The sequence below is a fragment of the Oceanicola sp. D3 genome (assembly GCF_006351965.1).
Lineage (GTDB): Bacteria > Pseudomonadota > Alphaproteobacteria > Rhodobacterales > Rhodobacteraceae > Vannielia.
Window position 1 is genome coordinate 210,833 of the sequence record NZ_CP040932.1, and the last position, 22,184, is coordinate 233,016.

The window sequence follows — 22,184 nt, forward strand, 5'->3', positions numbered from 1 at the left end:
ATGGCCTGTGCATCACTTGTGCATCAGTTGTGCCTGTGACCTTTTGCCTTTTCGCCCCTTATTCTGCAGCCACCGCACGGGTGGCATCGAACTTCTCAAGGATCGCCTCGGCGGCCTCCCGACCATCGCGGATCGCCCATACAACAAGGCTCGCGCCCCGCTGAATGTCGCCCACCGCATAGACGTTTTCCATCGGCGTCTCATGGGTGAGGAAGTCGGCCTTCACAGTGCCCCAGCGGGTCACCTGAAGCTCGGGCTGATCCCAGAGTTTTGGCAATTCTTCCGGCTCAAAGCCCAGCGCCTGAATGACCAGATCGGCCTTTTCCACATAGTCCGAACCTTCAATGAGTTCAGGGCTTTGGCGGCCGCTGGCATCGGGAGCACCAAGGCGCATCTTCTGCACCATAACGCCCTCCACAGCCTCTTCGCCGGTGAAGCCCTTGGGCGCCGAAAGCCAGACGAATTCCACGCCCTCTTCCTCAGCATTGGCCACCTCGCGCTGAGAGCCGGGCATGTTGGCCCGGTCACGGCGATACAGGCACTTCACGCTCGTCGCGCCCTGCCGGATCGAGGTGCGCACACAGTCCATCGCCGTGTCGCCCCCACCGATGACAACCACGTTCTTGCCTTCAGCGTTCAGCGTCCCGTTCTCGTAGTCCTCGACCGTGTCGCCAAAGCTCTTCTTGTTGGAAGCCGTAAGGAAATCAATGGCTTTTACGATCCCCTTCGCCCCCACACCGGGCGCCTGAAGCTCTCGCGTCTTGTACACGCCGGTGGCGATGATCACCGCGCCATGGGCCTTCTGGATCTCCTCAAAAGAGATATCCTCGCCCACGTTGCAGTTGAGCTTGAAGGTCACGCCGCCGTCTTCCAGCTGCTTGTTGCGGCGCATCACCACGTCCTTCTCCAGCTTGAAGCCGGGGATGCCGTAGGTCAGCAGGCCGCCCGCACGGTCGTAACGGTCATACACCGTCACCTGCACACCCGCGCGGCGCAGCATGTCTGCCGCCGCCAGCCCGCCCGGGCCCGCGCCGATGATGCCCACGCTTTCTTCGCGTTCCTGATGCGGCTTCGGCGGCTCAACCCAGCCGTTTTCCCAAGCGGTATCAGTGATATACTTCTCGACAGAGCCAATGGTCACAGTGCCGTGGCCGCTCATCTCGATCACGCAGTTGCCTTCGCACAGCCGGTCTTGCGGGCAAATGCGACCGCAGATCTCGGGGAAGGTGTTGGTGGCCTGGCTCAGCTCATAGGCTTCCTTCAACCGGCCCGTCGCGGTGAGGCGCAGCCAGTCGGGGATGTTGTTGTGCAGCGGGCAATGGCTCTGGCAGTAGGGCACGCCACACTGGCTGCACCGACTCGCCTGCGCCTCGGCGCGCTCCGCCGCAAACTCTGCGTAAATCTCTTTGAAATCATTCGAGCGTACATTGGCCTCCCGCTTCTCGGGCATCTGGCGTTCTAGCTCGACGAATTTCAGCATGGGCTGCTTGGCCATGACGTCTCCTTCACTGTCCCCGCCTCCCTATCACGCGGGGCGGGGGGAATAAAAGTCAACTGAGCTGACCTATTTTTGCGATTTTGGATACCCTCGCGGCCCGATAGGTGTCAACTCCCTAGATTTTGTGTCAGTATAGTTTACCTATTTTCCCGCTTCCCTCTATCTGCCTGTTGTATAGGCTGCGGCAAAACCAAACGGGCGGGCTGAAATGGAACTTTGGCAGTTACTAGTTGTTGCAATAATTCAAGGGGTTACGGAGTTTTTGCCAATCTCCTCCTCGGGCCACCTCATCCTTTTGCCGGGCCTTACCGGCATGGAGGATCAGGGGCAGGTTATTGATGTGGCAGTCCATGTCGGCACCCTTTTTGCCGTCATTCTCTACTTCCGCACCGATGTCGCCGCCGCCGCCGCAGGCACCCTCCGCCTCGCCCGTGGCCGCATCGACACGCCGGGGGCCCGCCTCGCATGGCTGCTCATTCTGGCAACGATTCCCGTCATCCTCTTCGGCCTCGTCCTCAAACTCACCGGCCTCGATGACCAACTGCGCTCCGTCGCCGTGATCGGCTGGACAATGCTGATCTTCGGCCTCGTCCTCTATTGGGCCGACCAGAAAGGCCCGGAAACCAAGAAAGATTCAGACTGGAACCTGAAGGACGCCCTCATCATGGGCCTCTGGCAGGCCGTCGCCCTGATCCCGGGCACCTCCCGTTCCGGGATCACCATCACCGCCGCCCGCAGCCTTGGCTACAAGCGCGAGGACGGGGCGAAACTGGCGATGCTGATGTCGATCCCCACCATCGCAGCTTCGGGCATTCTGTTGGGTGCAGAGGTGGCCGCCAACGCCGATGCTCAGGTTGCTAAAGACGCCGCAATCGCCGCGCTCTTCGCCTTCCTCTCGGCCCTTCTGGCATTGGCGCTGATGATGCGCCTGCTGCGCTCGGTCAGCTTCACACCCTACGTGATTTACCGGGTCGTGCTCGGCCTGTTCCTGCTGTGGTGGGCTTACGCTTAAGCCTTCAGTTTACCCGCCGATTCCTTGATCGCGTCATACTGGCCGGAGGGGCGGAATTTCCACATGTAATCAGGGAGCTCAGCTTCCATCGGGGTGGGCTGAACATCCAGCGCCTCAAAGCCCGTGGCCCCATCGCCAACCACATTGTCAACACTCAGGCTCTTAACCTGATCGCGGTTGATGAGGCTGTTGGTAAAAAGCCCGCCCGTGAGGGTTTGCGCAAGATCGAGCGAACCAGCCAGGAGCCGTGCAACAAAGTTTGGCTGCGCGATCAGGATCTTCTTGCGCCGGATGATCTTCAGCACCTTTTCCACCAGCGCCCGGATGGTCAGCACCTCCGGCCCGCCAAGCTCATAAACGCCCGGCGCGGCCTCGCCCAACGCAGCTTTCTCAGCTGCTGCGGCCACGTCATCCACGAAGACAGGCTGCACCTTGGTGCCCGCGCCAATCACCGGCATCACCGGCCCGAAGCGCGACATTGAGGCGTAGAGGTTGATGAAGCCATCTTCCGGCCCGAACATCAGCGAAGGCCGCAGAATCACGGCGTTTTCAAGGGCCTCACGAACGGCCGCCTCACCTTCGCCTTTGGTCCGGTAATAATCGCTCGGCCCATCCGCATCGGCCCCGATGGCCGACACGTGCACAAATCCCTCAACGCCCTGCTCCGCCGCGATCCGCGCGATCCGGCCAGCGCCATCGACATGCACGGCGTCCATATTGTTCTTGCCATAGGTGCCACCGACACCCACGCAGTTGATCACAAGATCAGCGCCCTGCATCGCCTGCGCCACCGAAGCGTCATCGCGGATGTTGCAGAAGATCGGCTCAACCTGGCCAACTACGCCATAGGGCCGCAAAAAGCCCGCCTCATTGGGCCTGCGCACCGCAGCCCGCACCCGCCATCCCTGCTTGGCCAGCCGGCGGGCAATGTAGCGCCCCAGAAAGCCGGAACCGCCGTAGATGGTAACGAGTTTCGACATGTCGGATGTCTCCCTTACTGGCTGAAATGCTGATAACTTCCCGAGCCTCGCACGGCAAGGCGCGATTGGACGCACAGGAGTGGTTGACAGCCCCTCGCAGCACATATATCTGCCGCCCTCACGACACCTGCCCAGGTGGCGGAATTGGTAGACGCGCCAGCTTCAGGTGCTGGTATTCGCAAGGATGTGGAGGTTCGAGTCCTCTCCTGGGCACCATTGACCCCGCCAAAGGTCAGCCAGAATCAATACATTATAGAGCTTGCAGACTTCCCCGGTGCTCATTCAGGCACCCGTAGGGCGGCTTGCTTTTGATTCCCCTGAAAGGTTCGAGCATTGGCGAAACCGCCACGAGCTCCCCAAGCCTCTCAAACTCGTGGCTGCAGGACGACGTCAAGCTGTAGCGCGGCAAGTTGAGAAGGGGCGAACGGTGGGGCCCGGGCTGCTTTCTGAAGCGCCCTCTTTACCATTCCTCAAACTCTTCGTGCCACAACAGGCCTGACGGATCGCACTCAGAATGAGGCTGAATGATATACCGCCCGGCTTTCATCGCTCTTTGGTTTACGCTCCTGCTTGCCACCTCAGCCAATGCCGCCGAGCCGCTTTTTGGCGGTGCACGGCCGCTGGTTGCGCCTGTCGGGGCCGAAATTGGGCCGGGGCCGAGCCTTTTTGCTGGGAATCAGCAGGGCGGATTCTTTGCCCCCCTTCCGGAGCGGCGCACGAGGGATGAGGTCGTGCAGGAGGCACCAACAGGTCGCGGCTGGACGACCGAGGCCGTTTATGCCGAGTGGATTCGCGGGCTGATCGCTCAGGCCGAAGCTGGCGCGGCGGGCTATGACGCGGTTGTTCTGAGCGCCAAGGTAAAGCCACCACGCCGCCCGACCGAGCTGACCATTGCCGAGATTTACGATTGGATCGAGGATACACCCGGCCAGAACCACGCGATTGGGCGATATCAGTTTATCCCTGTCACACTCCGGCGCCTTGTTGACCATCTCGGCGCACCGCCAAACACGCGCTTCAGTCCCGAAGTGCAGGATGCGCTGGCCGACCAACTGTTACGCGAAGCAGGGCTCAGCGCGCTTCTGGCTGGCAAAATGCCCCGCAAAACCTTCATGAACCGCCTTGCCGCCATCTGGGCCGGGCTGCCCACTTCCACGGGCAAATCACATTACCACGGGCACGCGGGCAATAAGGCGACCATGAGTTGGCGGCACTTCGAGGCGGAAATGGCAAAATTCTTCCCTGAGTGACGGGATTTGCCACGTTTGCGGCATTTGATTTCGCACCCGTTAGGGCCTATCTCGGCTCAAACGGATAAAAAGGCAAACCACCGTGGCAAAGACCCATCTCTACAAGAACGACCTCCCAGACGGGCTCGACCTTGGCCCAGTGGTGGCCATTGACTGCGAGACGATGGGGCTCAACCCGCATCGTGACAGGCTGTGCCTTGTGCAGATGTCTGGCGGCGACGGCGAGGCGCATCTGGTGCAGATCGAAAAGGGCCAAACCGCAGCGCCGAACCTTGCTGCGATGCTTGAGAACCCCGATGTTCTGAAGCTCTTCCACTTTGGGCGGTTTGATATTGCTGCGATGTACAATGCCTTCGGCGCACTGGCCGCGCCGGTCTATTGCACCAAGATCGCCTCCAAACTGGTGCGCACCTTCACTGACCGGCACGGGCTGAAATACCTCTGCCAGGAGCTGATCGGGGTGGATATCTCGAAGCAGCAGCAAAGCTCCGACTGGGGTGCACCCGAGCTGACCGAGGCGCAGCAAAGCTACGCAGCCTCTGATGTGTTGCACCTGCACAAGCTGCGCGATGTGCTGAACGAGCGTCTGGCCCGCGAGGGGCGCACCGAATTGGCACAATCCTGCTTCGGCTTTCTGCCAACCCGTGCCAAGCTCGACCTCGCCGGCTGGCCCGAAATCGACATTTTCGCCCATTAGGCTGACGCGATGAACATGCAGGAGCCCATCAACCCCGCCACGCTCATTGAAGCGGGCAAGCGGGTGATCGCCCTTGAGACAGAGGGGCTTACCCGGCTGGCTGAGGGGCTCGGGCCGGGCTTTGCTGAGGCCTGCGAAATGATCCTCGCCGCGCCGGGGCGGGTCATCGTGTCTGGCATGGGCAAATCCGGGCATATCGCTCGCAAACTCGCAGCCACATTCGCCTCCACCGGCACGCCTGCGCATTTCGTCCATCCCGCCGAGGCCAGCCACGGCGACCTTGGGATGATGAGCCAGGGCGATGTAGCGTTGCTGCTTTCCAACTCCGGCGAAACCCCCGAGTTAGCTGATATGATCAGCTATACCCGGCGCTTTGGCATCCCACTCATCGGCGTGGCCTCGAAAGCTGAGAGCACACTGCTCTCTAGCGCCGATTGTGCGATTCTGTTGCCAGGAGCCGAAGAGGCCTGCGAAGAAGGGATCGTGCCAACCACGTCAACTACCATGACGCTGGCGCTGGGCGATGCCTTGGCGGTGGCGCTCATGAAGCACCGGCGCTTCACCCCAGAAAAGTTTCGCGACTTTCACCCCGGTGGCAAGCTGGGCGCGCGTCTCGCCAAGGTACGAGACCTCATGCACAACCGCGATGCGCTGCCTCTTGCCACTCCGGGGACGCCTATGAGCGAGGCCCTGCTTACCATGAGCCAAAGCGGTTTTGGCGTGGTAGGCGTAGCCGCACAGGATGGTAGGCTTCACGGTATCGTCACCGACGGTGACTTGCGCCGGCATATGTCCGGGCTTCTGGATCATACCGTGGATGAAGTCATGACCGATAACCCCCTGACCATCGGCCCCGATGCCCTCGCCGCTGAGGCACTGGCGTTGATGAACAGCCGTAAGATCACCTGCCTTTTCGTGCTTTCGAGCGATGGCCGGGCGGAGGGGCTCTTGCACATTCACGATTGTCTCCGCGCCGGCGTGGCCTGAGCGGCGGAGCGCGGCGATGTCGGTTTACGACAACAGCTATTCCCGCTTCGTTTCGATGGCGAAGATCGTGTTGCCACTGGCCGCGCTGGCCATGCTCTCGACGCTCTTTCTGGTTGCCCGCACGGTGGACCCGACCCGCTCGATCCCTTTCGCCGATGTCGACGTGAACGAACTGGCCCGCGAGCAGCGCATATCCGCGCCAAACTATTCGGGGGTCACCCGCGATGGCTCGGCTATTTCCATCGCCGCCACCACAGCCCGGCCCGATCCCGAGAACGAGCACCGCGTTTCGGCCACGGACCTGCGCGCCCAACTCGAAACCGAAGACGGCGGCACCTATGAGCTTTCGTCTCTTTCCGGGCAGATCGACACGCAGGAAGGGCAAGCCGTGCTCGGTGGGGGTGTGATCATCACCACACCATCCGGCTATCGGATCACCTCGGATGAGATTACCACTGCTCTGGAGCGCACCGAGATCGAATCGGTCGGCCCGGTAAAGGCTGAAGGCCCCGCCGGAACGCTTGATGCGGGCAGCATGCGCTTGGCTCCGGCGGATGACGCCAACGAAGACGGCGGATTCCTTCTGGTTTTCAAGAATGGGGTGAAGCTGGTATACACCCCGCCAACCGAATAGGAATTGTCTCCGTGACTTTGAAGCGCCTCTTTACTGCGTGGCTTTTTGTGCTTTTTGCCGGACTCTCGGCCCCGCTCCATGCACAGGGTGCCAATGTCGCCTTCGGGGCGCTGAAGCATGACAGCTCGCTTCCGGTGGAAATCGCCGCCGATCAGCTCCAGATCAACCAAGAAACCGGCCGGGCCGTATTTCGTGGCAACGTCAAGGTTGGCCAAGGCGAAATGCGGCTGACGGCTGCGATGGTGGAAGTTGAATACGAAGGCGGCGAAAGCTCGACCGGCAAGGTGAAGCGACTGCATGCGACCGGCGGTGTGACGCTTGTTAGCGGCGCCGAGGCGGCAGAGGCGCGGGAGGCTGTTTATACCATTGGCACCAGTCAGATTGTAATGACCGGTGACGTTCTGCTCACACAGGGGCAGAACGCGCTTTCAAGCCAGAAGATGGTGGTGGATCTCGATAAGGGCACCGGCGTGATGGAAGGGCGCGTGCGCACCGTCTTCCGTTCGGACATCGAAAATTGAGCGACACTGACACCAATACCAAGCCCGACCTGCGTGTGGCCGGCGGTGATGCGGGGCTGCGTGTGGCCAACATGCGCAAGAGCTACCGCAAGCGCCTCGTCATTCGCGATGTCAGCATGGATCTGGGCCGCGGCGAGGTGGTGGCCCTGCTGGGCCCCAACGGATCGGGCAAGACCACCTGCTTTTATGCGATTGCCGGTCTGATCGTGCCGGAGAGCGGGCAGATCACGATTGACGGGCGCGAAGTGACGAGCCTGCCAATGTATCGCCGTGCCAAGCTGGGCATCGGCTACCTGCCGCAAGAAATGTCGATCTTTCGCGGGCTGAACGTGGAAGATAACATCATGGCCATCCTCGAAATCGCAGAGGCCGACAGGCATAAGCGGCGCGAGCGGCTGGAAGAACTTCTTTCGGAATTCGCCATTGAGCATCTCCGCCGCGCTCCGGCCTTGGCGCTGTCGGGCGGTGAGCGGCGACGTGTGGAGATTGCCCGCTGTCTCGCCGCAGACCCGAAGTATCTGCTACTGGATGAACCATTCGCCGGCGTCGATCCGATATCGGTGGGCGAAATTCGCCACCTTGTGACCGATCTTAAATCTCGGGGCATCGGCGTGCTCATCACCGATCATAACGTGCGCGAAACGCTGGAAACCGTGGACCGGGCCTACATCTTGCATGACGGCAAAATCCTGATGAGCGGGACGGCTGAAGAGGTGGTGCAGGATGAGAACGTGCGCCGTGTCTACCTCGGCGACAGCTTCCGCATCATGTGACGGCGGGCCCGAATGAGCGGCCCGAAAACCCGACTTGAGCTGAAGCAGGCACAGCGCCTTGCTCTTTCGCCTGCCCTCCAGCAATCCATCGGAATTTTGATGCTGACGGGCGGTGCCTTGGAGGAGGTGATTGCCGAGGCTGCCGCTGATAACCCCTTCCTGATTTATAAACCGTTTGAAGGAGGCGCCAGCGCTGCCCAAGGCGCAACCCCTTACGAGCTTGCGCTCCAAACCGTTGCCGCGCGCCCCAGCCTTGGCGAGCACCTCAGCGGGCAGATCGCCCTGATGGACCTTTCACCAGCGGTCGACGATGCGGCCCGGCGGCTGGCCTATGATCTCGACGAGAGTGGGTTTTTTACCCAGACGGATGTTGCCGCGCTTGCAGAGGAGCACGGGCTTTCGAAAGCGGTTGCCGGGTTGGCAGTGCAGGCCATTCAAAGTTGCGAGCCCACCGGGGTGGGGGTGTTCAGCCTGATGCAGTGCATCCAGTTGCAACTCACAGAAAGCGGCCTGCCCCCGCAAAGGGTGCAACTGGTGCTGGCGGGGCTGCCCTATTTCAGCAAAGGCCAGACCGAGCTGATAGGCCCCGCGCTCGGCCTCACCAGCGGAGAGGCCGCCGAGATCGTTGCCTTGGTTCGCTCACTCGATCCGGCTCCCGGCCGCGCCTTTGACATGGCAGAGCCTGTCGTGCGCGTGCCCGAACTGCTGGTGACCGAAGATGAAGCCGCCGGGCTGCGGGTGGAGCTTGTCAATGACAACGGGCCCCGGCTGAAACTCGACAAAGCGCTGGCACAGGCGCGCGGTGAAAAGCTGGCAGCGCATCTGGCCGAAGCACGGGCGCTGATTTCGGCGGTGCGCTACAGGGGCAAGACCCTGCTGGCTGTCGGAAAGGCGGTGGCCGACGCGCAGGCCGCGTTTTTCACCGGGCGAAGTGATGCGTTGGCCCCGCTTACACGCACCGCGATTTCCGATCAGCTGGGGCTGCACAAATCAACCGTTGGGCGGGCCATCTCGGGCAAGACACTCATCTGGCGCGGGAGGATCATCGAGCTCGACTCACTCTTTCCGGCGGCGTTGGGAACCGGGAGTAATCCGGCGACTTCGAGCCATACGGCACAGCTCGCCATTTCGCGTCTTGTTGCCGCAGAAGCGCCCGGCGCGGTGCTCTCTGACGAGCAGATCTGCTGCAAGTTGAAGCAGGATGGAGTTGACATCTCACGGCGAACTGTCGCCAAATACAGAAAATGCCTGAACATACCACCCTCAAGCAAACGCAGACGCCTGCTGACCCAGTCAGCGGAGCGACGCCGAGCTCGCTGAAACGCCCGCCAAGCCACACTACATAGAGATTGCCCACCGGCACGCATGGCGTTGTGCCGTGCTCCTGCCGATGGGATGAAGACCCCGAAGAGACCCCCAGGAGGTGCCATGCGCTACCAAATCAGCGGAAAACAGATCGACATCGGTGAAGCACTGCAAACACACGTCCAATCCGGACTTGGTGCCGTGGTTGATAAATATGCCGAGCGACCGACCGATGCGAATGTGATCTTTTCCAAAAGCGCCCACGAGTTTGTTTGTGAGTCGACGATTCACCTCTCAACCGGCCTGACGGCATCAGCCAAGGCCCATGCGGCAGAAATCTACTCGGCCTTCGAGCTCTGTTGCGACAAGATGGAAAAGCAGCTGAGGCGTTATAAACGGCGGCTGAAAGACCACCACAAGGACCGCACGGAGCCGGTTGAATTCATCGGCGCGTCTTCGTATATCCTCGCCGCATCGGAAGATACCGAGACCGAGGAACCTGAAAGCCTTCAGCCCATGATCATCGCCGAGATGGAGGCCCGCGTGCCTGCACTCTCCGTTGGTGAGGCTGTGATGCAAATGGAGCTTCAGGGTGCCCCGGTTCTGGTCTTCCGTAATGAAGGGCATAGTGGTGTCAACGTGGTCTACCGTCGGGATGACGGCAACATTGGCTGGATCGACACCAAACAGGAATGAGTGACGCCCCGTTCAAGGGGCGGGAAGGCCGGGCAGGACATGGAGCTGCAAAAAATCCTCAAGCCCGAGGCCGTGAAGGTCTTGCAGGGTGTGAGCAGCAAAAAGCGGCTGTTTCAGCAGCTCGCAGAACTTGCGCAGTCCGCCTATGGGCTCGAGCCGCAGCGCTCGGTCGATGCCTTGATGGAACGCGAAAGCCTCGGCCCCACTGGAGTGGGCCGGGGCGTTGCCTTGCCGCACGCCCGGCTGGACGGTCTGGACAGGGTTGTGGGCGTATTTGTGCGGATCGAGAAAGCCGTGGATTTCGACTCGGTTGATCGCCAGCCTGTTGATCTGGTTTTTGCGCTCTTTGCGCCTCAGGATTCGGGAGTAGACCATCTCAAGGCGCTAGCCCTCGTCTCGCGCACCCTGCGGGACAGCGGCGTTTGCAGCAAGCTGCGCGCCAATGATGCCCCGGCGACCCTGCATGCCATTCTGACGGAAGCGCCGGGTCAGCAGGCCGCCTGAGCCCGCGTCAGCTGTTTTTCAGACGTTTGAACCCGAAGGTGAGGTAATCGCGCTGGTAGGCATCCAGCGCGGCCTGTTCGATCTCGTCATCGAGGATCGTATCGAGCAGCAAAGCGCCTTCATCCTCAAGCGATTCCAGCGGTGGTGAGGTCTCTATCTCGCATTGCGCCAGAAGGTGCGAAAGGCCCAGCGCCAACTGGTCTTCCCGAATGATCATGTCGGGCGAGCCCAGATCGGCGAAGCCCTGAATCACCGCTGCCTGGCTGGCCCATGCCGCATCTATTCGTGCACCAGTCTGGCCGGCGAGGTTGGCCTTCAGAAACTTCAGCCAGCCAAGGAAGGCAGCGTGATGGGCGGAGGTATCATAGTCATCCCCCGGCTCACCCTCCGGCAAAGGCACATTGTACCCTTCACGCAGCGTGCGACGGATCTTGGTAAAAGCGCCCTCGCCCTCGGCCCGAAGGATATGATGGCAGAACACCCGGTGCGCCCGCTGCAGCGGATGGGCGATGACGGAAAAGCTGCGCGCACCCTTGTTCTTGCGCCGCCATTGCCGAAGGGTCTTTTGGTTGAAGCCGCGTTGCAGTACATCGGGCTCCACACCATCAAGCGCCGCCAGCCAGCGCTCGACCGGCCCGAGCGCAGCGCCTTTCACCGGCATATGCAGGATCGGGCTGAGCGCGCAGGCGAGGTAGGTTGGCACCACGCCGCCCCGCCGCGGCTCGAAGTTGGGGGTGCGGGTAAGGCCGAAGGTGTCAATCTTCGCCAAAGCGGCCTGCATATCGTCGAAGTTGGCCACTTTCTCTTCAAGACCGCCCGGGTTTTGCTTTTTGAGCTTGGTCGAGAGCTCTTCAAGCGGCGTGTCACACCCCAGAAACTTTGCTAGGCCATTCAGCACATCGAGGTCGTTTATATCCTCGTAGGCGATGTAAAAGCCGGTTTGCCCCGTGATCTGCATTTCGTGCTGGAGCAGCAGTTGAAACGATTGCAGCTCTGCCACCAGCTCTTCAAATTCCGCACCGTCGAAACGAATCTTCGCATCGCGGCGGTGCTTGGCATCGGTCAGGCGCCATTGGCCGGTTTCTGCAGCGATCTTGCGGCTGACGTAGCTTTCAAGCGGGTTGCGGGTGAGGATCACCTTGGCGCAGCGCGGATCGGGCAGGCAGGCCTCCAGCACGCGCGGGTCATGGTCGTGGAAGAAGCGAAAGCCGGGCAGCCCCTTGGTGTTCCTCTTCATCCGTTCGAGCAGCAGGAGCGGATCGGCCTCGCGCGCGGCGAGGGTCATATCAAACAGCTCCTTGGTGTTGTGATGCCCCACGAAATGCGGATTGAAGGCCTCGCCGCAGCAGTGCAGCCCTTCAAAGCGGTTGATATTCTCCTCAAGATAGTTGGAGCCCGTGCGCATCTCTCCGAAGATGACGAAACTGTCGAACCGGTCGCTCATAAGCAGGTCACTTCTTTACGAGATAGGGGCGCTGAGCCTCATCAGCCGAGGTTGGCACGAGTTGCGGATCAACCGGGAAATCACCGGCGAGGTAGGGGTTCATCCCCTGGTTCTTGAGAGTCTGGAGGAACTGGCCGAACCCGTTGAGATCTTCCATCAGGGGTGCCGCGGTAAGGCGACGGCGCGCACCGGGAACGATATCATCCATGATGAGCTGGAGGTTGTTCATCGGGTCTTCGATGAACTCCGCCAGCGACCAGATCCGCACCCGTGCCTTGGCATGAGGAGAACGCAGCACATCTAGGTGCGCGGCCTCAACGGCCTGTAGGCGCGCCGCTTCCTTGCGAACAACTGACGAGTTGATGCCTAGCCGGAAGAGACCGATAGCCCAGGCCCCGGTGATGACCGAAATCTGCGCCTTCGGATCGGTGGCGATAAGCCACTCGATATCCTGCGCATCGCCGGGGCCGAACTGGAACATCTGGCGCTCGCCACGGGTGTTCCAGATCAAGTTGGTCAGGAAGGCTGTCGGGTTATGATCTCGCAACAGGGCGCTGTCGGAGAGCCCTCCGTTATAAACCGTTTCACCCCCTGCAAACTGCGCCCGGTCAGGCGCGAAGAGGTGCCCGTGCACACGGCCGCCTGCCGCCTTGCCAAGCCATGTGTCAAAGTTTGAGAAGAGCTCAGAAAACCCTTCGAACACCGAGTAGGGTTCTGCCGTTTTGCCATTCTCCCAGTCTTGGTTGGGGAAACGGCTCTGCATGTAGAGCCCCATTCGCCCACGCGTCCTCCGGTCGACAGCTTTGGCAAAGAGCCGGTCGATCTTGGAAGGGTTCGGCTCGGCGTTTTTGGTCACCTTCGGATCGTTCGACAGGAAGGAAGCGTAGAGCCGGTTGGCGTGGGGCCAGATCTTGCGGGCAACGAAGCAATCGGACCGGCGGAGCAATTGCAGGTGATCGTCGTAGAAAATGTGGGGCTTGCCCTGAAAATCGAACTTGGAAAGCGTCAGCGAACGGCTTTCGACTTCGGCGGAATAGACCCTGACGATGGACTGAAAATAGCTTTCATCCGGAATCCACACTCGCTTGAAGTAGCTGTCATAAACAGGCCGGTCAGGGTCGGTCAGAATAGCCTCAAGCGTGGGACGAGAGAGGCACCACCATTGCGAACCGAGGTGGGGCACCAACCCCTTGGGCACCTTGCGCTTGAACCGCACCAGCCGTTGCAGTGCGACGTAGCGATCAAACAGGAAGCGCTGCCTCTTCCATGAGAAGGGAAAGCGCAGCGTGAACCGCTCGCTGTCAAACCCGCCCTTCGTCCATGTAACGTCCTCGATCGTCACGCTTTCGATGAAGTCAGTGCGGGGGCGAGCTCTGAGGTAGGCTTTCAGCTCTTGTAGCGGGCGCAGCGGCAGGCAGGAGCCGGAGGCGAGGTAGACGTGGCCGACCTCCGGATGCTTTTCCAGCATGATCTCCGCCGCCTTTTGGGTTGCGGCAACGATGTTCCACGTGCCCCATTCGCATCGGTAACGGGGGCTGAAGCGGACATTGTCGAGGTCTGCGAGGGACTCGGTGAGCTTTGCATAGCTCTTCCGGTCAACCTTCCGGTCACAGTGGATGACAACCGGGCAGCCGCTCGTGGCCCAGTGCCGCGCTGTTTGGCTGGCACGGTCAAGCGCGGTATGCACAAGCATCACAAAGCCGACCATCAGGCCCAGTTTCCCTTTGACATCAGGCCAAGAATTTCAAGCTGGCGCCAATTGATGTAGCGCTCGCTCCACTTCGTCCAGAAGTCGGGATTGTCGCGCAGCACGCGGGCATAGGCCTTGTACTCATGGCTTGCCGCATAGTGCTGGCCGCGCTCCAACTCCTCCTCGGACTTGGCGGTGAAGGTATCGAGAAACTTGGCATGGAGCAGAATGCCCGAGGCTTTCTCGCCGCCCCATTCATCATAGGTGAGGTTCAGCCCGCGTGGCAGGAGCATGTGGGTGGAGCTGACGTAGGTGTATTGCTTGTCCCATTTGACCAGCGGAATCTTGTTTAGCGCCGGGGCACGTTCTGGCGTATCGCCAAAGAAGGCGCGGGCGCGGGGGCCGCCTTGTATCCAGAGGTTACCGTAAAGCCGGTTGCGCGTGATCTGGTAGTTGCCGCTATCGAAGTAGCAGGCGATCTCAAGCGGGTTTTGCCCTTCGGTATAGGGCAGCGCGTCGAGCGGGCCCTTGGGGTACATATCGAGCAGCATCGCCGAGAAGGACTTGATCGAGGAGGCATCGAGCCAATCGGTCAGCGCGCGGATGGGCCGGGTATCGCAGAAGGGATAGACGAAGAACTCGTCGACATCGACAACCAGCGCCCAATGCCCGTGCGCATACTTGCGTTGGAGCCAGTTGAGCCAATCCACCCCGAAACGGGCGCGTTTGTAGCTTTGCTGGGTGGTCCAGAGCGAAACATCGGGCTGATCGGCAAGATATTCGCGCGAGCCATCTTCGGAGCCGTTGTCGACCATGAAGAAATGCGCCACCCCGAGCTTGCGGTAATACTCCAGAAAGTAAGGCAGGCGGATACGCTCATTGCGGAGGGTGATAAAGGCCAGCACATCGCCGGGCCTCACAGAATCCGTGCGGTTGGCAACTGCAGACAATTCCCGCCGCTTGCGAAGCGCGCGAATGCGCCAGCGTTTGCGCTGGAGCCGCAAGCGATATGATCTTAAAGCGCCCAACTCAATCCTTCGCCCCGGAGGCATGGCGGCAAAGCGGTATCAGGTCACGCTTAAAACTCTGTTGAAATGCGCATCCCATGTGGGGAGTTGCACCTGCTCCAGCTCGACCCTCGGCACCGCCTGACCCATTGTTGCCATTTCCTGAATGGTCTTGGCCCATAGATAACTATCGTTGCCACCTAGGTAAACGGGCAAATCCCCCAAGAATTCGCGGTAGACTGGCAAGTCGGCGACAATGGCTGGCGTGCCAAGCGCCAAGGCCTCGGCAGGAGGCAGGCCAAAGCCCTCTGCGTGCGAGGGAAACAGCGCGGCGCAGGCCTTGCGAGTCAAGGCAACAACGGCGCCGTCAGACAGGCCCTGCAGCTCAAAGATGAAACGCCCTTTCATCGGAGAGCTATAGAGACGTTTGAAGAGCGCCTCATTCCTCCAGCCCCGGCTGCCTACAATGAAGAGCAGTGGCGGTTCGCCGGGCATTTTGGCCAGGTGCTCCCACGCATCGAGCAGCAAGGCGTGGTTTTTGCGCGGCTCTATGGTGCCCGTGGTGATGAAAAAGGGGCGCTGCGTTGGCAGTGTGGTGGGCACTTCTGCAGCCTCTGGCACCGGCTCCTCGACGCCGAGCAGGGCAACCTGACCCGCTGGCACCCGGCCAAAGCGAGCAAACCAATGCTCGCTGCGCTCCTGCGTATGGCGGGAGTTGTAGATTACCTGTGTTGCATGACGGCTCACGCGCCGCATCGCCGCCTCAAACTTCTCGGGCTGGCCCTCGCGCTGATACTGCGGAAAATCCAGCGGGATCATATCGTGGATCAGCACTGTGACCCCGGCAGCCTTTACCGCCATTGTGGCCAGCACGCGCTCTGTCAGATTGGAGTGGCCGACGTTGAGATAGCGCGTGCCCTCGGGAAGGTGCCGGGCCAGCATGGCGGGCAGGCGGGCACGGAGGCAGGTGGCCACTGCGAGGCCGCGGATATCGGAATGGACCCGGCGCTGAAGCGGCGTGAGCTTACGGTTGAGGAGGCCCTGCAAATCGGTGCTGCCCCATTTGCCCCCTGCAGCGAGACGAGCGGCAAGTGGAGACAGCCCATCGCGACTCAGCAAGGCGTAGGAGCCGGGCAGGCGGATCAGGGCGAAGAGTGGTGCGCCTTCTGCCAGAAGCCTGTCGAGATAGGCCCGCTCGACCCGGTCTACACCGGTCAGCGGGCCGCGTCCGACCCGGGATATGAGCCGCGAGAGATCGAGACAGCGCGGAGGCGCCTCAGCGCTCATAGGGCTCCGACTGATGCCAGCGCCAAGCGTCGGCGATCATTGTCGCGATGTCCGACCGTTTTGGTGTCCAGCCCAGTTCCTCCGTCGCGCGGTGGCTGCCTGAGACCAATGCCGCGGGGTCACCCGGCCGCCTGTCGCCCTCGACGATGGGCACCTCACGGTTGGTGACAGCGCGGCTGGCATCCACCACCTCGCGCACAGAAAACCCGTGGCCGGACCCGAGGCAGAACACCCGGCTCTCTTTGCCCGACTTCAGCCACTCCAACCCTTTCACATGGGCATCGACGAGGTCTGACACATGCACATAGTCGCGGATGCAGGTGCCATCGGGCGTGTTGTAATCAGTGCCAAAAATCGTCAGCGCGTCACGCTTGCCCGCGATGGCGTCGAGCATCAGCGGGATCAGGTGTGTTTCGGGCAGGTGCTGCTCGCCGACTTCGGCCTCCGGATCCGAGCCGGCCACGTTGAAATAGCGAAAGATGACCGAGCGCAGCCCGCAGGCCACCTCAAAATCAGCCAGCAATTGCTCGATGGCCCTCTTGGAGCTGCCATAGGCATTGATGGGGAGCTGTTCGGTGTCTTCATCCAGCACCACGCCATCCTGGTCGCCATAGGTTGCGCAGGTGGAAGAAAAGACAAAGTCGAGACAGCCAGCGGCAACGGCAGCATCGGCAAGGTTGGCTGCACCCAGCACGTTCTGGCGCCAATACTTGCCCGGATCCTTCATGCTTTCGCCCACCAGAGAGAGCGCGGCAAAGTGCATGACGGCAATGGGCTTATACTTGGCGAAAGCGGCATCTATGCTGGCACGGTCCAGCAAATCGCCCTCGTGCAAGGGGCCGAATTTCACCGCGTCACGCCAACCAGTTGAGAGGTTGTCAAAGGCGACGGGAATGTATCCCGCCGCTTTCAGAGCTTTACAGGCATGTGCCCCGATATAGCCGGCGCCGCCGGTGACAAGAACGTGGTCCATTTCCACCGCCGCTTACTGAGCGGCTTTTTCGCTGGCAACAAGCTCGCGCAGGTAGCCCCAAAGCTCGTCGCGAAGTTCGTCCCGGCCAAGGCCGAAGGAGACGGTGGCCTGGAGGAAGCCCGCCTTGGAGCCGCAATCGAAGCGCTCGCCGTTGAAGCGGTAGCCATACACGCCCTCGTCGCCGCCGATCTCCTGCGCGATGGCGTCCGTCAGCTGAATCTCACCACCCGTGCCCTTTTGCTTTTTGTTCAGGTTGTTCAGGATCTTGGGGGTAAGGATGTAACGGCCGATCACCGCAAGGTTGGAGGGTGCGTCTTCGGGCTTCGGCTTTTCAACCATGCCGCCGACCTTGACCAGCTGGCCGTGGTCTTCCGTCACATCAAGCAGGCCGTAGGCGGAGGCTTTGGATTGCGGAACTTCCATCGCGGCAACCATGCAGCCGCCGGTTTCCTGATGGGCCTCGACCATTTGCTGAAGACAGGGCTTTTCGGCGGCGATCACGTCATCGGGGAGGATCACGGCAAAGGGCTCGTTGCCGATGAGGCGACGGGCGCACCAGACGGCGTGGCCAAGGCCGAGGGCCTTGTGCTGACGGATATAGGCGATGGCACCACTTTCCATGTTGGTGTTCTTGAGCACCTCCATGAGCTGGTCCTTGCCCTTCTTGCGCAGTTCCTGCTCGAGCACCGGGGCATGATCGAAGTAATCTTCCAGCGCGCCCTTGCCGCGAGAAGTGACGAAGATGAATTCCTTGATCCCGGCGGCGCGCGCCTCGTCGATCGCGTATTGGATCAAGGGACGGTCAACCAAGGTCATGATCTCTTTCGGGATGGACTTGGTTGCTGGAAGGAAACGCGTACCCAGCCCTGCCACCGGGAAAATCGCCTTGGTCACTTTTTTCATATCTGTCTCGTCAATCATTGTTTCACATGCGGGTTTCACCGCCATAGCGCCGAGAAGGTGGCGCTGTATGGCCGCGACGATAGGGGCAAACCCTTGCGGAAGAAACAGCCAAGGTGGGCATTTTGTTGCACTGCGGCATTAAAACGGTTTCCGGTTAATGCTCGGCGTGCCAAATGGGCGATCGTCAGCTTTCAGGGCTGCGAAAAGCATCAATTCGGGCTGTTTCACGCTTGATCCGGTCGGCGCGGCGCCAAAAGCGGACAAGCGGATCGCTGCGCAAAGATCGGCCGAAGAGCCCGCCGCGCTGCACCCAGAAGCCCGCCGGATCGAACCGGCTGGCGTGGAATCGGGTGGTTCTGGAGAGGCGCAACAGGGTGATTGCCTTGTCGCCCGCCGCCGCATCAGCGCGGGCCTGCGCAAGGGCCTTGCGATAGCCCCAAAGGCCACAACTGCGCACCTCGTGGCGGCGCGGCCCCGGGCCTTGCGGGAACGGGCGGAAGGCGACGGTTGCCTCGGGCAAGGCCTGTGGGTCGCTCAAATCAGCCATCTGGCCCTCAGTGATACCACGCTCAAGGCTTTCCATCAGCGGGGCTTCATCTTCGGTACTGAGGCGCCTCTCTGCGCGGTGATGAGCCAGGCGTTCGGCCTGCCCGCTGCGTAAGGCATCGAGTGCTGCATCGCGGCGATCCGGTGGGCAGTGACGCCTCAAAAACAGAGCGGCGGACCGGCCGATTTGGGCAAGATCCGTTGGTGCCCGGTTGGCCTTGCGGCTCGCGTTTGCGGCGAAGCCGTGGTGGACTTGGGCCAGCGGGACGATAGCGGTTTTGCCGCCCTGTGGCACAAGGCGGTGAGTGACGTCGGTTTCATCGAGGAAGAAGCGAAAGGCCGGGTCAAACCCGCCGATACGGGCGAGGGCAGCGCGGCGAAAGGCGCAGTTGGTTCCGTGAGTCTTGACGCAGCGCGCGATGGGCAGAACCGTGGTTTCTTGTTCGTTAACGTCGAGGGCGATATCCGCGCCCGTCTCATCCGTTGCAACCCCTTGCCATTGCATGGAAATTCCGTTTCTACCGCGCACAAAGCCGGTGCTGGCAACCACATCGGAATCGTCGAAGGGGGCCAGAAGCCGCGCAAGCCACGGCGGTTCGGGTGTGGCATCATCGTCGATGAAAGCGACAAGGGGCGCGGCGGCCTGTGCGAGACCAAGGTTGCGGGCCGCCGAGATATTGGCTTCGTCAAACTCTACCAGCTTCATCCTGTCAGACAGGTTAAGCTCCCGCGCCACGGCGAGGCCCGGCGGGTCTGCGACGAGGATCAGCTCGAAGTTGCGGTGGCTTTGCAGGCGGAAGGCGGGGAGGTTTCGGCGCAGCTCATCCGGCCTGCGGCGGCTGACGATGATGACGCTGGCCGCCTCACTCATTCGACGCCCATCTGCGCCAGCATGGCCTCGATACGGGGGATATCTTCAGGGTTGTTCAGCTCCCAGAAGGCCCGTCCGCGCCCCTCGACTTCGACGCAGAGCACGCGGCGGCCCTGCTCCAGAAACCGAAGTTGCTCCAGCCCTTCGAGCCGCTCAAGGGGGCCCGCTTTCCACGATGGGTAGGCAGCAAGGGCATCCGGGCGGTAGGCATAGACGCCGACGTGGTGAAACACCGGCGTTGCAGCCTCATTCGGATAGCTGGCGGAGGTGAAGGGGATAACCTCTTTGGAGAAGTAGAGCGCGGAGTTATCGGCTGCGAACACCGCCGTGGTGCCCCCGACGCGCCCAGCCTTGCGGTCATCCAGAAAGGCATTGAGCGCAAAGCCGTCGCAGCGCAGCACCGGTGTTGCAATGTCTGCCGTGGTCTCGGCCCGCATTGCTGCGACCAGATCGTCGATGAACCAGGCGGGCGTGAGCGGGGCGTCGCCCTGAAGGTTGACCACCACATCAAACCTTTCGCCCAGCGCCTCGATGGCCGCCGCACAGCGCTCGGTGCCGTTGGCGCAGGTATCCGGCGTCATGATGACCTCTGCGCCAAAGGCTTCGGAGGCCTCGCGAATGCGGTGGTCATCCGTGGCGACCACAACGCGCGGGTTGCCACCAACAGCCGTTGCCGCCTCCCAACTGCGCTGAATCAGCGACTTTTCCACGCCGCTTGCGCCGCGCAGCATTGCCAGCGGCTTGCCCGGGTAGCGCTGCGAGGCGTAGCGGGCGGGGATGACGATGAGAAACGACATGAAAGACCTCGGGGCTCAGCCCTGCTTGAGCGCCACGTCGGGCGAATAGGCAATGAAGAACGGGTTTTCATAGCCCGGCTTGCCGTAGGTGAAGGGGGTGTGATCATCGAAGCGGACCATCTTACCACCCGCCCCGCGCAGCACCGCATCGCCTGCCGCCGTGTCCCATTCCATGGTGCGGCCAAGGCGCGGATAGATATCGGCCTCTCCGGTGGCGACGAGGCAGAACTTGAGGCTGCTGCCGGCGCTCTTCATGTCGGCGGTGGCGTAAAGGTTGATGTAATCGTCGGTGGCCTGATCGCGGTGAGATTTGGAGGCGACAACCAAGAGCGCGCTGTTGTTGGGCTTTGAAACTGCCATCGGCACCTGTTCGCCTGGCTCACCCGGCGCGTGGGTGCCGGTTTCTTCGACCGACTGGCCAGAGGCGAGGGTGTAGAAGAGCCGTTGTTTTGCAGGGGCGTAGACCACGCCGCGCAGGGGCACGCCGCCTTCGACATAGGCGATGTTGACCGTGAAATCACCGCGCCGGTTAATGAATTCCTTGGTGCCGTCGAGCGGATCGACGATGAGGAAGGCATCGGCGCTTTGGCTGTGTGTGCCAGCCTGTTCTTCGGTGACCACGAGCACATCGGGGAAGGCTTCGCGCAGGCCCGCGCCGATAAGCGCATCGGCGGCCTCGTCGGCCACGGTAACGGGGCTTTCATCGGATTTCGACTTCACCTCGAAATCGTCAGCCTCGTAGATCTCCATGATCTTTTCGCCGGCTTCCAGCGCCAGACGACGCATCACTGTGACCAAACGGTCGAAATCCATTGCACTCTCCTATTGCTCGCGGCAGCGTCAATTGATCTGCCAGCCCCGGCCCCTTATGGTTTGGCGTCAAAGTTTCGGCAAGTTTTCCGTGCAAGATAGCTGCAAGAGCAGCACAAAGAGGCCCGCAGGCACATGTTTGAGAAACAAACACCGAGAACGCCCTATGGTTCGGCGTTGGCGATGCTTGAGCTCATCTATCACGCCACGGTGCGTGAGGTGCGCAAGGGCCACGGCAACGCGGTGATGGGCCTGCTGCTGAACATGATGCAGACCGTCGTGATGGTGGCTGCCTTCTATTTCATGTTCAGCGTTCTCGGCTTGAAGGGCAACGCGGTGCGCGGCGATTTCCTGCTGTTCGTGATGACCGGGATCTTCCTGTTTATGACGCACGTGAAGGCGGTTGGGGCTGTGTTTGGCTCTGAAGGGCCGACCTCGGCGATGATGAAACACGCTCCGATGAACACCGTCATCGCGATATGTTCTTCGGCCCTTGCATCGCTTTACACCCAGATCCTTTCGATGGTTCTTATCCTGTTTTTGTACCACGTGGCGATTACACCGCTTTACATCTACGATCCTGTTGGCGTGTTCGGGATGGTGCTCATGGCGTGGTTCTCGGGCGTTGCGGTTGGCATGCTCTTGTTGTCAGCCAAGCCTTGGGCTCCAGAGGCCGTGGGGGTGATCAGCAGCGTTTATACGCGGGCGAATATGATTGCTTCGGGCAAGATGTTTTTGGCCAACAACCTGCCAGCGTCGATCCTGCCGATCTTTGATTGGAATCCGCTGTTTCATGTCATCGACCAGACCCGCGGATATGCCTTTATCAACTACAATCCCCACCACAGCTCACTCACCTATCCGATCTATGTATCGTTGGTGCTTATCATGCTGGGGCTGCTGGGAGAGTTCTTTACCCGCAAACGGGTTTCGCTCAGCTGGAGCGCCAAACGTTAACGGCGGGAACGCTGGTGGCAGGGCTGTGCGGTTTTTGGCGTT

22 protein-coding genes and 1 tRNA gene are annotated in these 22,184 nt (G+C 61.1%); 12 read left to right on the plus strand and 11 right to left on the minus strand.

Translation table 11 applies throughout. The annotated features are described in order from the left end of the window. Positions 1 to 58 precede the first annotated feature (58 nt). The gene (locus tag FHY55_RS01085) at positions 59 to 1,495 is read right to left on the minus strand and encodes an NAD(P)-dependent oxidoreductase (protein ID WP_140012429.1); all 1,437 of its coding nucleotides are present in this window, start codon (positions 1,493 to 1,495) and stop codon (positions 59 to 61) included. Between the two features lie 211 nt (positions 1,496 to 1,706). Here FHY55_RS01085 and FHY55_RS01090 point away from each other — a divergent pair, with 211 nt between their 5' ends. After that, positions 1,707 to 2,510 carry an undecaprenyl-diphosphate phosphatase gene (locus FHY55_RS01090; RefSeq protein WP_140012430.1) on the plus strand — a complete coding sequence of 268 codons (804 nt, stop codon included), beginning with the start codon at positions 1,707 to 1,709 and terminating at the stop codon, positions 2,508 to 2,510. Here the strand turns inward: FHY55_RS01090 and FHY55_RS01095 are convergent. Further along, a complete protein-coding gene (locus FHY55_RS01095; protein WP_140012431.1) occupies positions 2,507 to 3,490 on the minus strand; it encodes a complex I NDUFA9 subunit family protein in 984 nt (327 codons plus the stop codon). The genes FHY55_RS01090 and FHY55_RS01095 overlap by 4 nt on opposite strands. A 129-nt stretch (positions 3,491 to 3,619) precedes the next feature. On the opposite strand from FHY55_RS01095, the gene FHY55_RS01100 reads away from it, so the two are divergent. The 10 genes from FHY55_RS01100 (at position 3,620) to FHY55_RS01145 (ending at position 10,857) form a co-directional block, all read left to right on the plus strand. After that, a tRNA-Leu gene (locus tag FHY55_RS01100) sits at positions 3,620 to 3,706 on the plus strand. Positions 3,707 to 4,014: 308 nt separating this feature from the next. Beyond that, on the plus strand, positions 4,015 to 4,740 hold the full coding sequence (locus FHY55_RS01105) for a hypothetical protein (RefSeq protein ID WP_140012432.1): 726 nt from the start codon (positions 4,015 to 4,017) through the stop codon (positions 4,738 to 4,740). 82 nt (positions 4,741 to 4,822) lie between these two features. Next, positions 4,823 to 5,437 (plus strand): ribonuclease D, encoded by a 615-nt coding sequence (locus FHY55_RS01110; protein ID WP_140012433.1) that lies wholly within the window; start codon positions 4,823 to 4,825, stop codon positions 5,435 to 5,437. Between the two features lie 15 nt (positions 5,438 to 5,452). Then, positions 5,453 to 6,424, plus strand: a complete 972-nt coding sequence (locus tag FHY55_RS01115) for an SIS domain-containing protein (RefSeq protein WP_140012434.1) — start codon at positions 5,453 to 5,455, stop codon at positions 6,422 to 6,424. Between the two features lie 16 nt (positions 6,425 to 6,440). Beyond that, entirely contained in the window at positions 6,441 to 7,058 is a 618-nt protein-coding gene (gene lptC, locus FHY55_RS01120; RefSeq protein WP_168222908.1) for an LPS export ABC transporter periplasmic protein LptC, read from the plus strand. A 17-nt stretch (positions 7,059 to 7,075) separates the two neighbouring features. Beyond that, a complete protein-coding gene (locus FHY55_RS01125; protein ID WP_140015952.1) occupies positions 7,076 to 7,579 on the plus strand; it encodes an LptA/OstA family protein in 504 nt (167 codons plus the stop codon). Positions 7,580 to 7,650: 71 nt separating this feature from the next. Continuing rightward, positions 7,651 to 8,352, plus strand: a complete 702-nt coding sequence (gene lptB, locus FHY55_RS01130; RefSeq protein ID WP_140015953.1) for an LPS export ABC transporter ATP-binding protein — start codon at positions 7,651 to 7,653, stop codon at positions 8,350 to 8,352. Positions 8,353 to 8,364: 12 nt separating this feature from the next. Beyond that, complete coding sequence (locus FHY55_RS01135) at positions 8,365 to 9,672, plus strand: RNA polymerase sigma-54 factor (RefSeq protein ID WP_140012436.1); 1,308 nt, start codon at positions 8,365 to 8,367, stop codon at positions 9,670 to 9,672. A 108-nt stretch (positions 9,673 to 9,780) separates the two neighbouring features. Next, positions 9,781 to 10,353 (plus strand): ribosome hibernation-promoting factor, HPF/YfiA family, encoded by a 573-nt coding sequence (hpf, locus tag FHY55_RS01140; protein ID WP_140012437.1) that lies wholly within the window; start codon positions 9,781 to 9,783, stop codon positions 10,351 to 10,353. A 39-nt stretch (positions 10,354 to 10,392) separates the two neighbouring features. Further along, positions 10,393 to 10,857 (plus strand): PTS sugar transporter subunit IIA, encoded by a 465-nt coding sequence (locus FHY55_RS01145; RefSeq protein ID WP_140012438.1) that lies wholly within the window; start codon positions 10,393 to 10,395, stop codon positions 10,855 to 10,857. A 7-nt stretch (positions 10,858 to 10,864) separates the two neighbouring features. Here the strand turns inward: FHY55_RS01145 and FHY55_RS01150 are convergent, their stop codons facing one another. The 9 genes from FHY55_RS01150 to cysQ all read right to left on the minus strand — a co-directional run bounded on the left by FHY55_RS01150 (position 10,865) and on the right by cysQ (position 21,188). Continuing rightward, entirely contained in the window at positions 10,865 to 12,301 is a 1,437-nt protein-coding gene (locus FHY55_RS01150) for a nodulation protein NodH (protein ID WP_140012439.1), read from the minus strand. Positions 12,302 to 12,308: 7 nt separating this feature from the next. Beyond that, positions 12,309 to 14,012, minus strand: a complete 1,704-nt coding sequence (locus FHY55_RS01155) for a beta-1,6-N-acetylglucosaminyltransferase (RefSeq protein ID WP_140012440.1) — start codon at positions 14,010 to 14,012, stop codon at positions 12,309 to 12,311. Further along, the gene (locus FHY55_RS01160) at positions 14,009 to 15,043 is read right to left on the minus strand and encodes a glycosyltransferase family 2 protein (protein WP_140012441.1); all 1,035 of its coding nucleotides are present in this window, start codon (positions 15,041 to 15,043) and stop codon (positions 14,009 to 14,011) included. The genes FHY55_RS01155 and FHY55_RS01160 overlap by 4 nt, the downstream gene beginning before the upstream one ends. A gap of 15 nt (positions 15,044 to 15,058) precedes the next feature. Further along, positions 15,059 to 16,285: a glycosyltransferase family 1 protein gene (locus FHY55_RS01165; protein WP_140012442.1), complete on the minus strand. Its 1,227-nt coding sequence runs from the start codon at positions 16,283 to 16,285 to the stop codon at positions 15,059 to 15,061. Beyond that, positions 16,275 to 17,258: a UDP-glucose 4-epimerase GalE gene (gene galE / locus FHY55_RS01170; RefSeq protein WP_140012443.1), complete on the minus strand. Its 984-nt coding sequence runs from the start codon at positions 17,256 to 17,258 to the stop codon at positions 16,275 to 16,277. The genes FHY55_RS01165 and galE overlap by 11 nt, the downstream gene beginning before the upstream one ends. 12 nt (positions 17,259 to 17,270) lie before the next feature. Next, positions 17,271 to 18,161 carry a UTP--glucose-1-phosphate uridylyltransferase GalU gene (gene galU / locus FHY55_RS01175; protein ID WP_140012444.1) on the minus strand — a complete coding sequence of 297 codons (891 nt, stop codon included), beginning with the start codon at positions 18,159 to 18,161 and terminating at the stop codon, positions 17,271 to 17,273. Between the two features lie 184 nt (positions 18,162 to 18,345). Further along, the gene (locus FHY55_RS01180) at positions 18,346 to 19,578 is read right to left on the minus strand and encodes a glycosyltransferase family 2 protein (protein WP_140012445.1); all 1,233 of its coding nucleotides are present in this window, start codon (positions 19,576 to 19,578) and stop codon (positions 18,346 to 18,348) included. Then, positions 19,575 to 20,375, minus strand: coding sequence for a 3-deoxy-manno-octulosonate cytidylyltransferase (locus tag FHY55_RS01185; protein WP_140012446.1), 801 nt, complete (start codon positions 20,373 to 20,375; stop codon positions 19,575 to 19,577). The genes FHY55_RS01180 and FHY55_RS01185 overlap by 4 nt, the downstream gene beginning before the upstream one ends. 15 nt (positions 20,376 to 20,390) lie before the next feature. Then, complete coding sequence (gene cysQ / locus FHY55_RS01190; RefSeq protein WP_140012447.1) at positions 20,391 to 21,188, minus strand: 3'(2'),5'-bisphosphate nucleotidase CysQ; 798 nt, start codon at positions 21,186 to 21,188, stop codon at positions 20,391 to 20,393. 132 nt (positions 21,189 to 21,320) lie between these two features. Here cysQ and FHY55_RS01195 point away from each other — a divergent pair, with 132 nt between their 5' ends. After that, positions 21,321 to 22,142, plus strand: coding sequence for an ABC transporter permease (locus FHY55_RS01195; protein ID WP_140012448.1), 822 nt, complete (start codon positions 21,321 to 21,323; stop codon positions 22,140 to 22,142). Positions 22,143 to 22,184 lie beyond the last annotated feature (42 nt).

Coding starts and splice junctions, on each gene's coding strand:
- FHY55_RS01085 (WP_140012429.1), bottom strand. CDS start 1,495: ATGGCCAAGCAGCCCATGCTGAAATTCGTCGAGCTAGAACGCCAGATG.
- FHY55_RS01090 (WP_140012430.1), top strand. CDS start 1,707: ATGGAACTTTGGCAGTTACTAGTTGTTGCAATAATTCAAGGGGTTACG.
- FHY55_RS01095 (WP_140012431.1), bottom strand. CDS start 3,490: ATGTCGAAACTCGTTACCATCTACGGCGGTTCCGGCTTTCTGGGGCGC.
- FHY55_RS01105 (WP_140012432.1), top strand. CDS start 4,015: ATGATATACCGCCCGGCTTTCATCGCTCTTTGGTTTACGCTCCTGCTT.
- FHY55_RS01115 (WP_140012434.1), top strand. CDS start 5,453: ATGCAGGAGCCCATCAACCCCGCCACGCTCATTGAAGCGGGCAAGCGG.
- lptC (WP_168222908.1), top strand. CDS start 6,441: ATGTCGGTTTACGACAACAGCTATTCCCGCTTCGTTTCGATGGCGAAG.
- lptB (WP_140015953.1), top strand. CDS start 7,651: ATGCGCAAGAGCTACCGCAAGCGCCTCGTCATTCGCGATGTCAGCATG.
- FHY55_RS01135 (WP_140012436.1), top strand. CDS start 8,365: ATGAGCGGCCCGAAAACCCGACTTGAGCTGAAGCAGGCACAGCGCCTT.
- hpf (WP_140012437.1), top strand. CDS start 9,781: ATGCGCTACCAAATCAGCGGAAAACAGATCGACATCGGTGAAGCACTG.
- FHY55_RS01145 (WP_140012438.1), top strand. CDS start 10,393: ATGGAGCTGCAAAAAATCCTCAAGCCCGAGGCCGTGAAGGTCTTGCAG.
- FHY55_RS01150 (WP_140012439.1), bottom strand. CDS start 12,301: ATGAGCGACCGGTTCGACAGTTTCGTCATCTTCGGAGAGATGCGCACG.
- FHY55_RS01160 (WP_140012441.1), bottom strand. CDS start 15,043: ATGCCTCCGGGGCGAAGGATTGAGTTGGGCGCTTTAAGATCATATCGC.
- FHY55_RS01165 (WP_140012442.1), bottom strand. CDS start 16,285: ATGAGCGCTGAGGCGCCTCCGCGCTGTCTCGATCTCTCGCGGCTCATA.
- galE (WP_140012443.1), bottom strand. CDS start 17,258: ATGGACCACGTTCTTGTCACCGGCGGCGCCGGCTATATCGGGGCACAT.
- galU (WP_140012444.1), bottom strand. CDS start 18,161: ATGAAAAAAGTGACCAAGGCGATTTTCCCGGTGGCAGGGCTGGGTACG.
- FHY55_RS01180 (WP_140012445.1), bottom strand. CDS start 19,578: ATGAGTGAGGCGGCCAGCGTCATCATCGTCAGCCGCCGCAGGCCGGAT.
- FHY55_RS01185 (WP_140012446.1), bottom strand. CDS start 20,375: ATGTCGTTTCTCATCGTCATCCCCGCCCGCTACGCCTCGCAGCGCTAC.
- cysQ (WP_140012447.1), bottom strand. CDS start 21,188: ATGGATTTCGACCGTTTGGTCACAGTGATGCGTCGTCTGGCGCTGGAA.
- FHY55_RS01195 (WP_140012448.1), top strand. CDS start 21,321: ATGTTTGAGAAACAAACACCGAGAACGCCCTATGGTTCGGCGTTGGCG.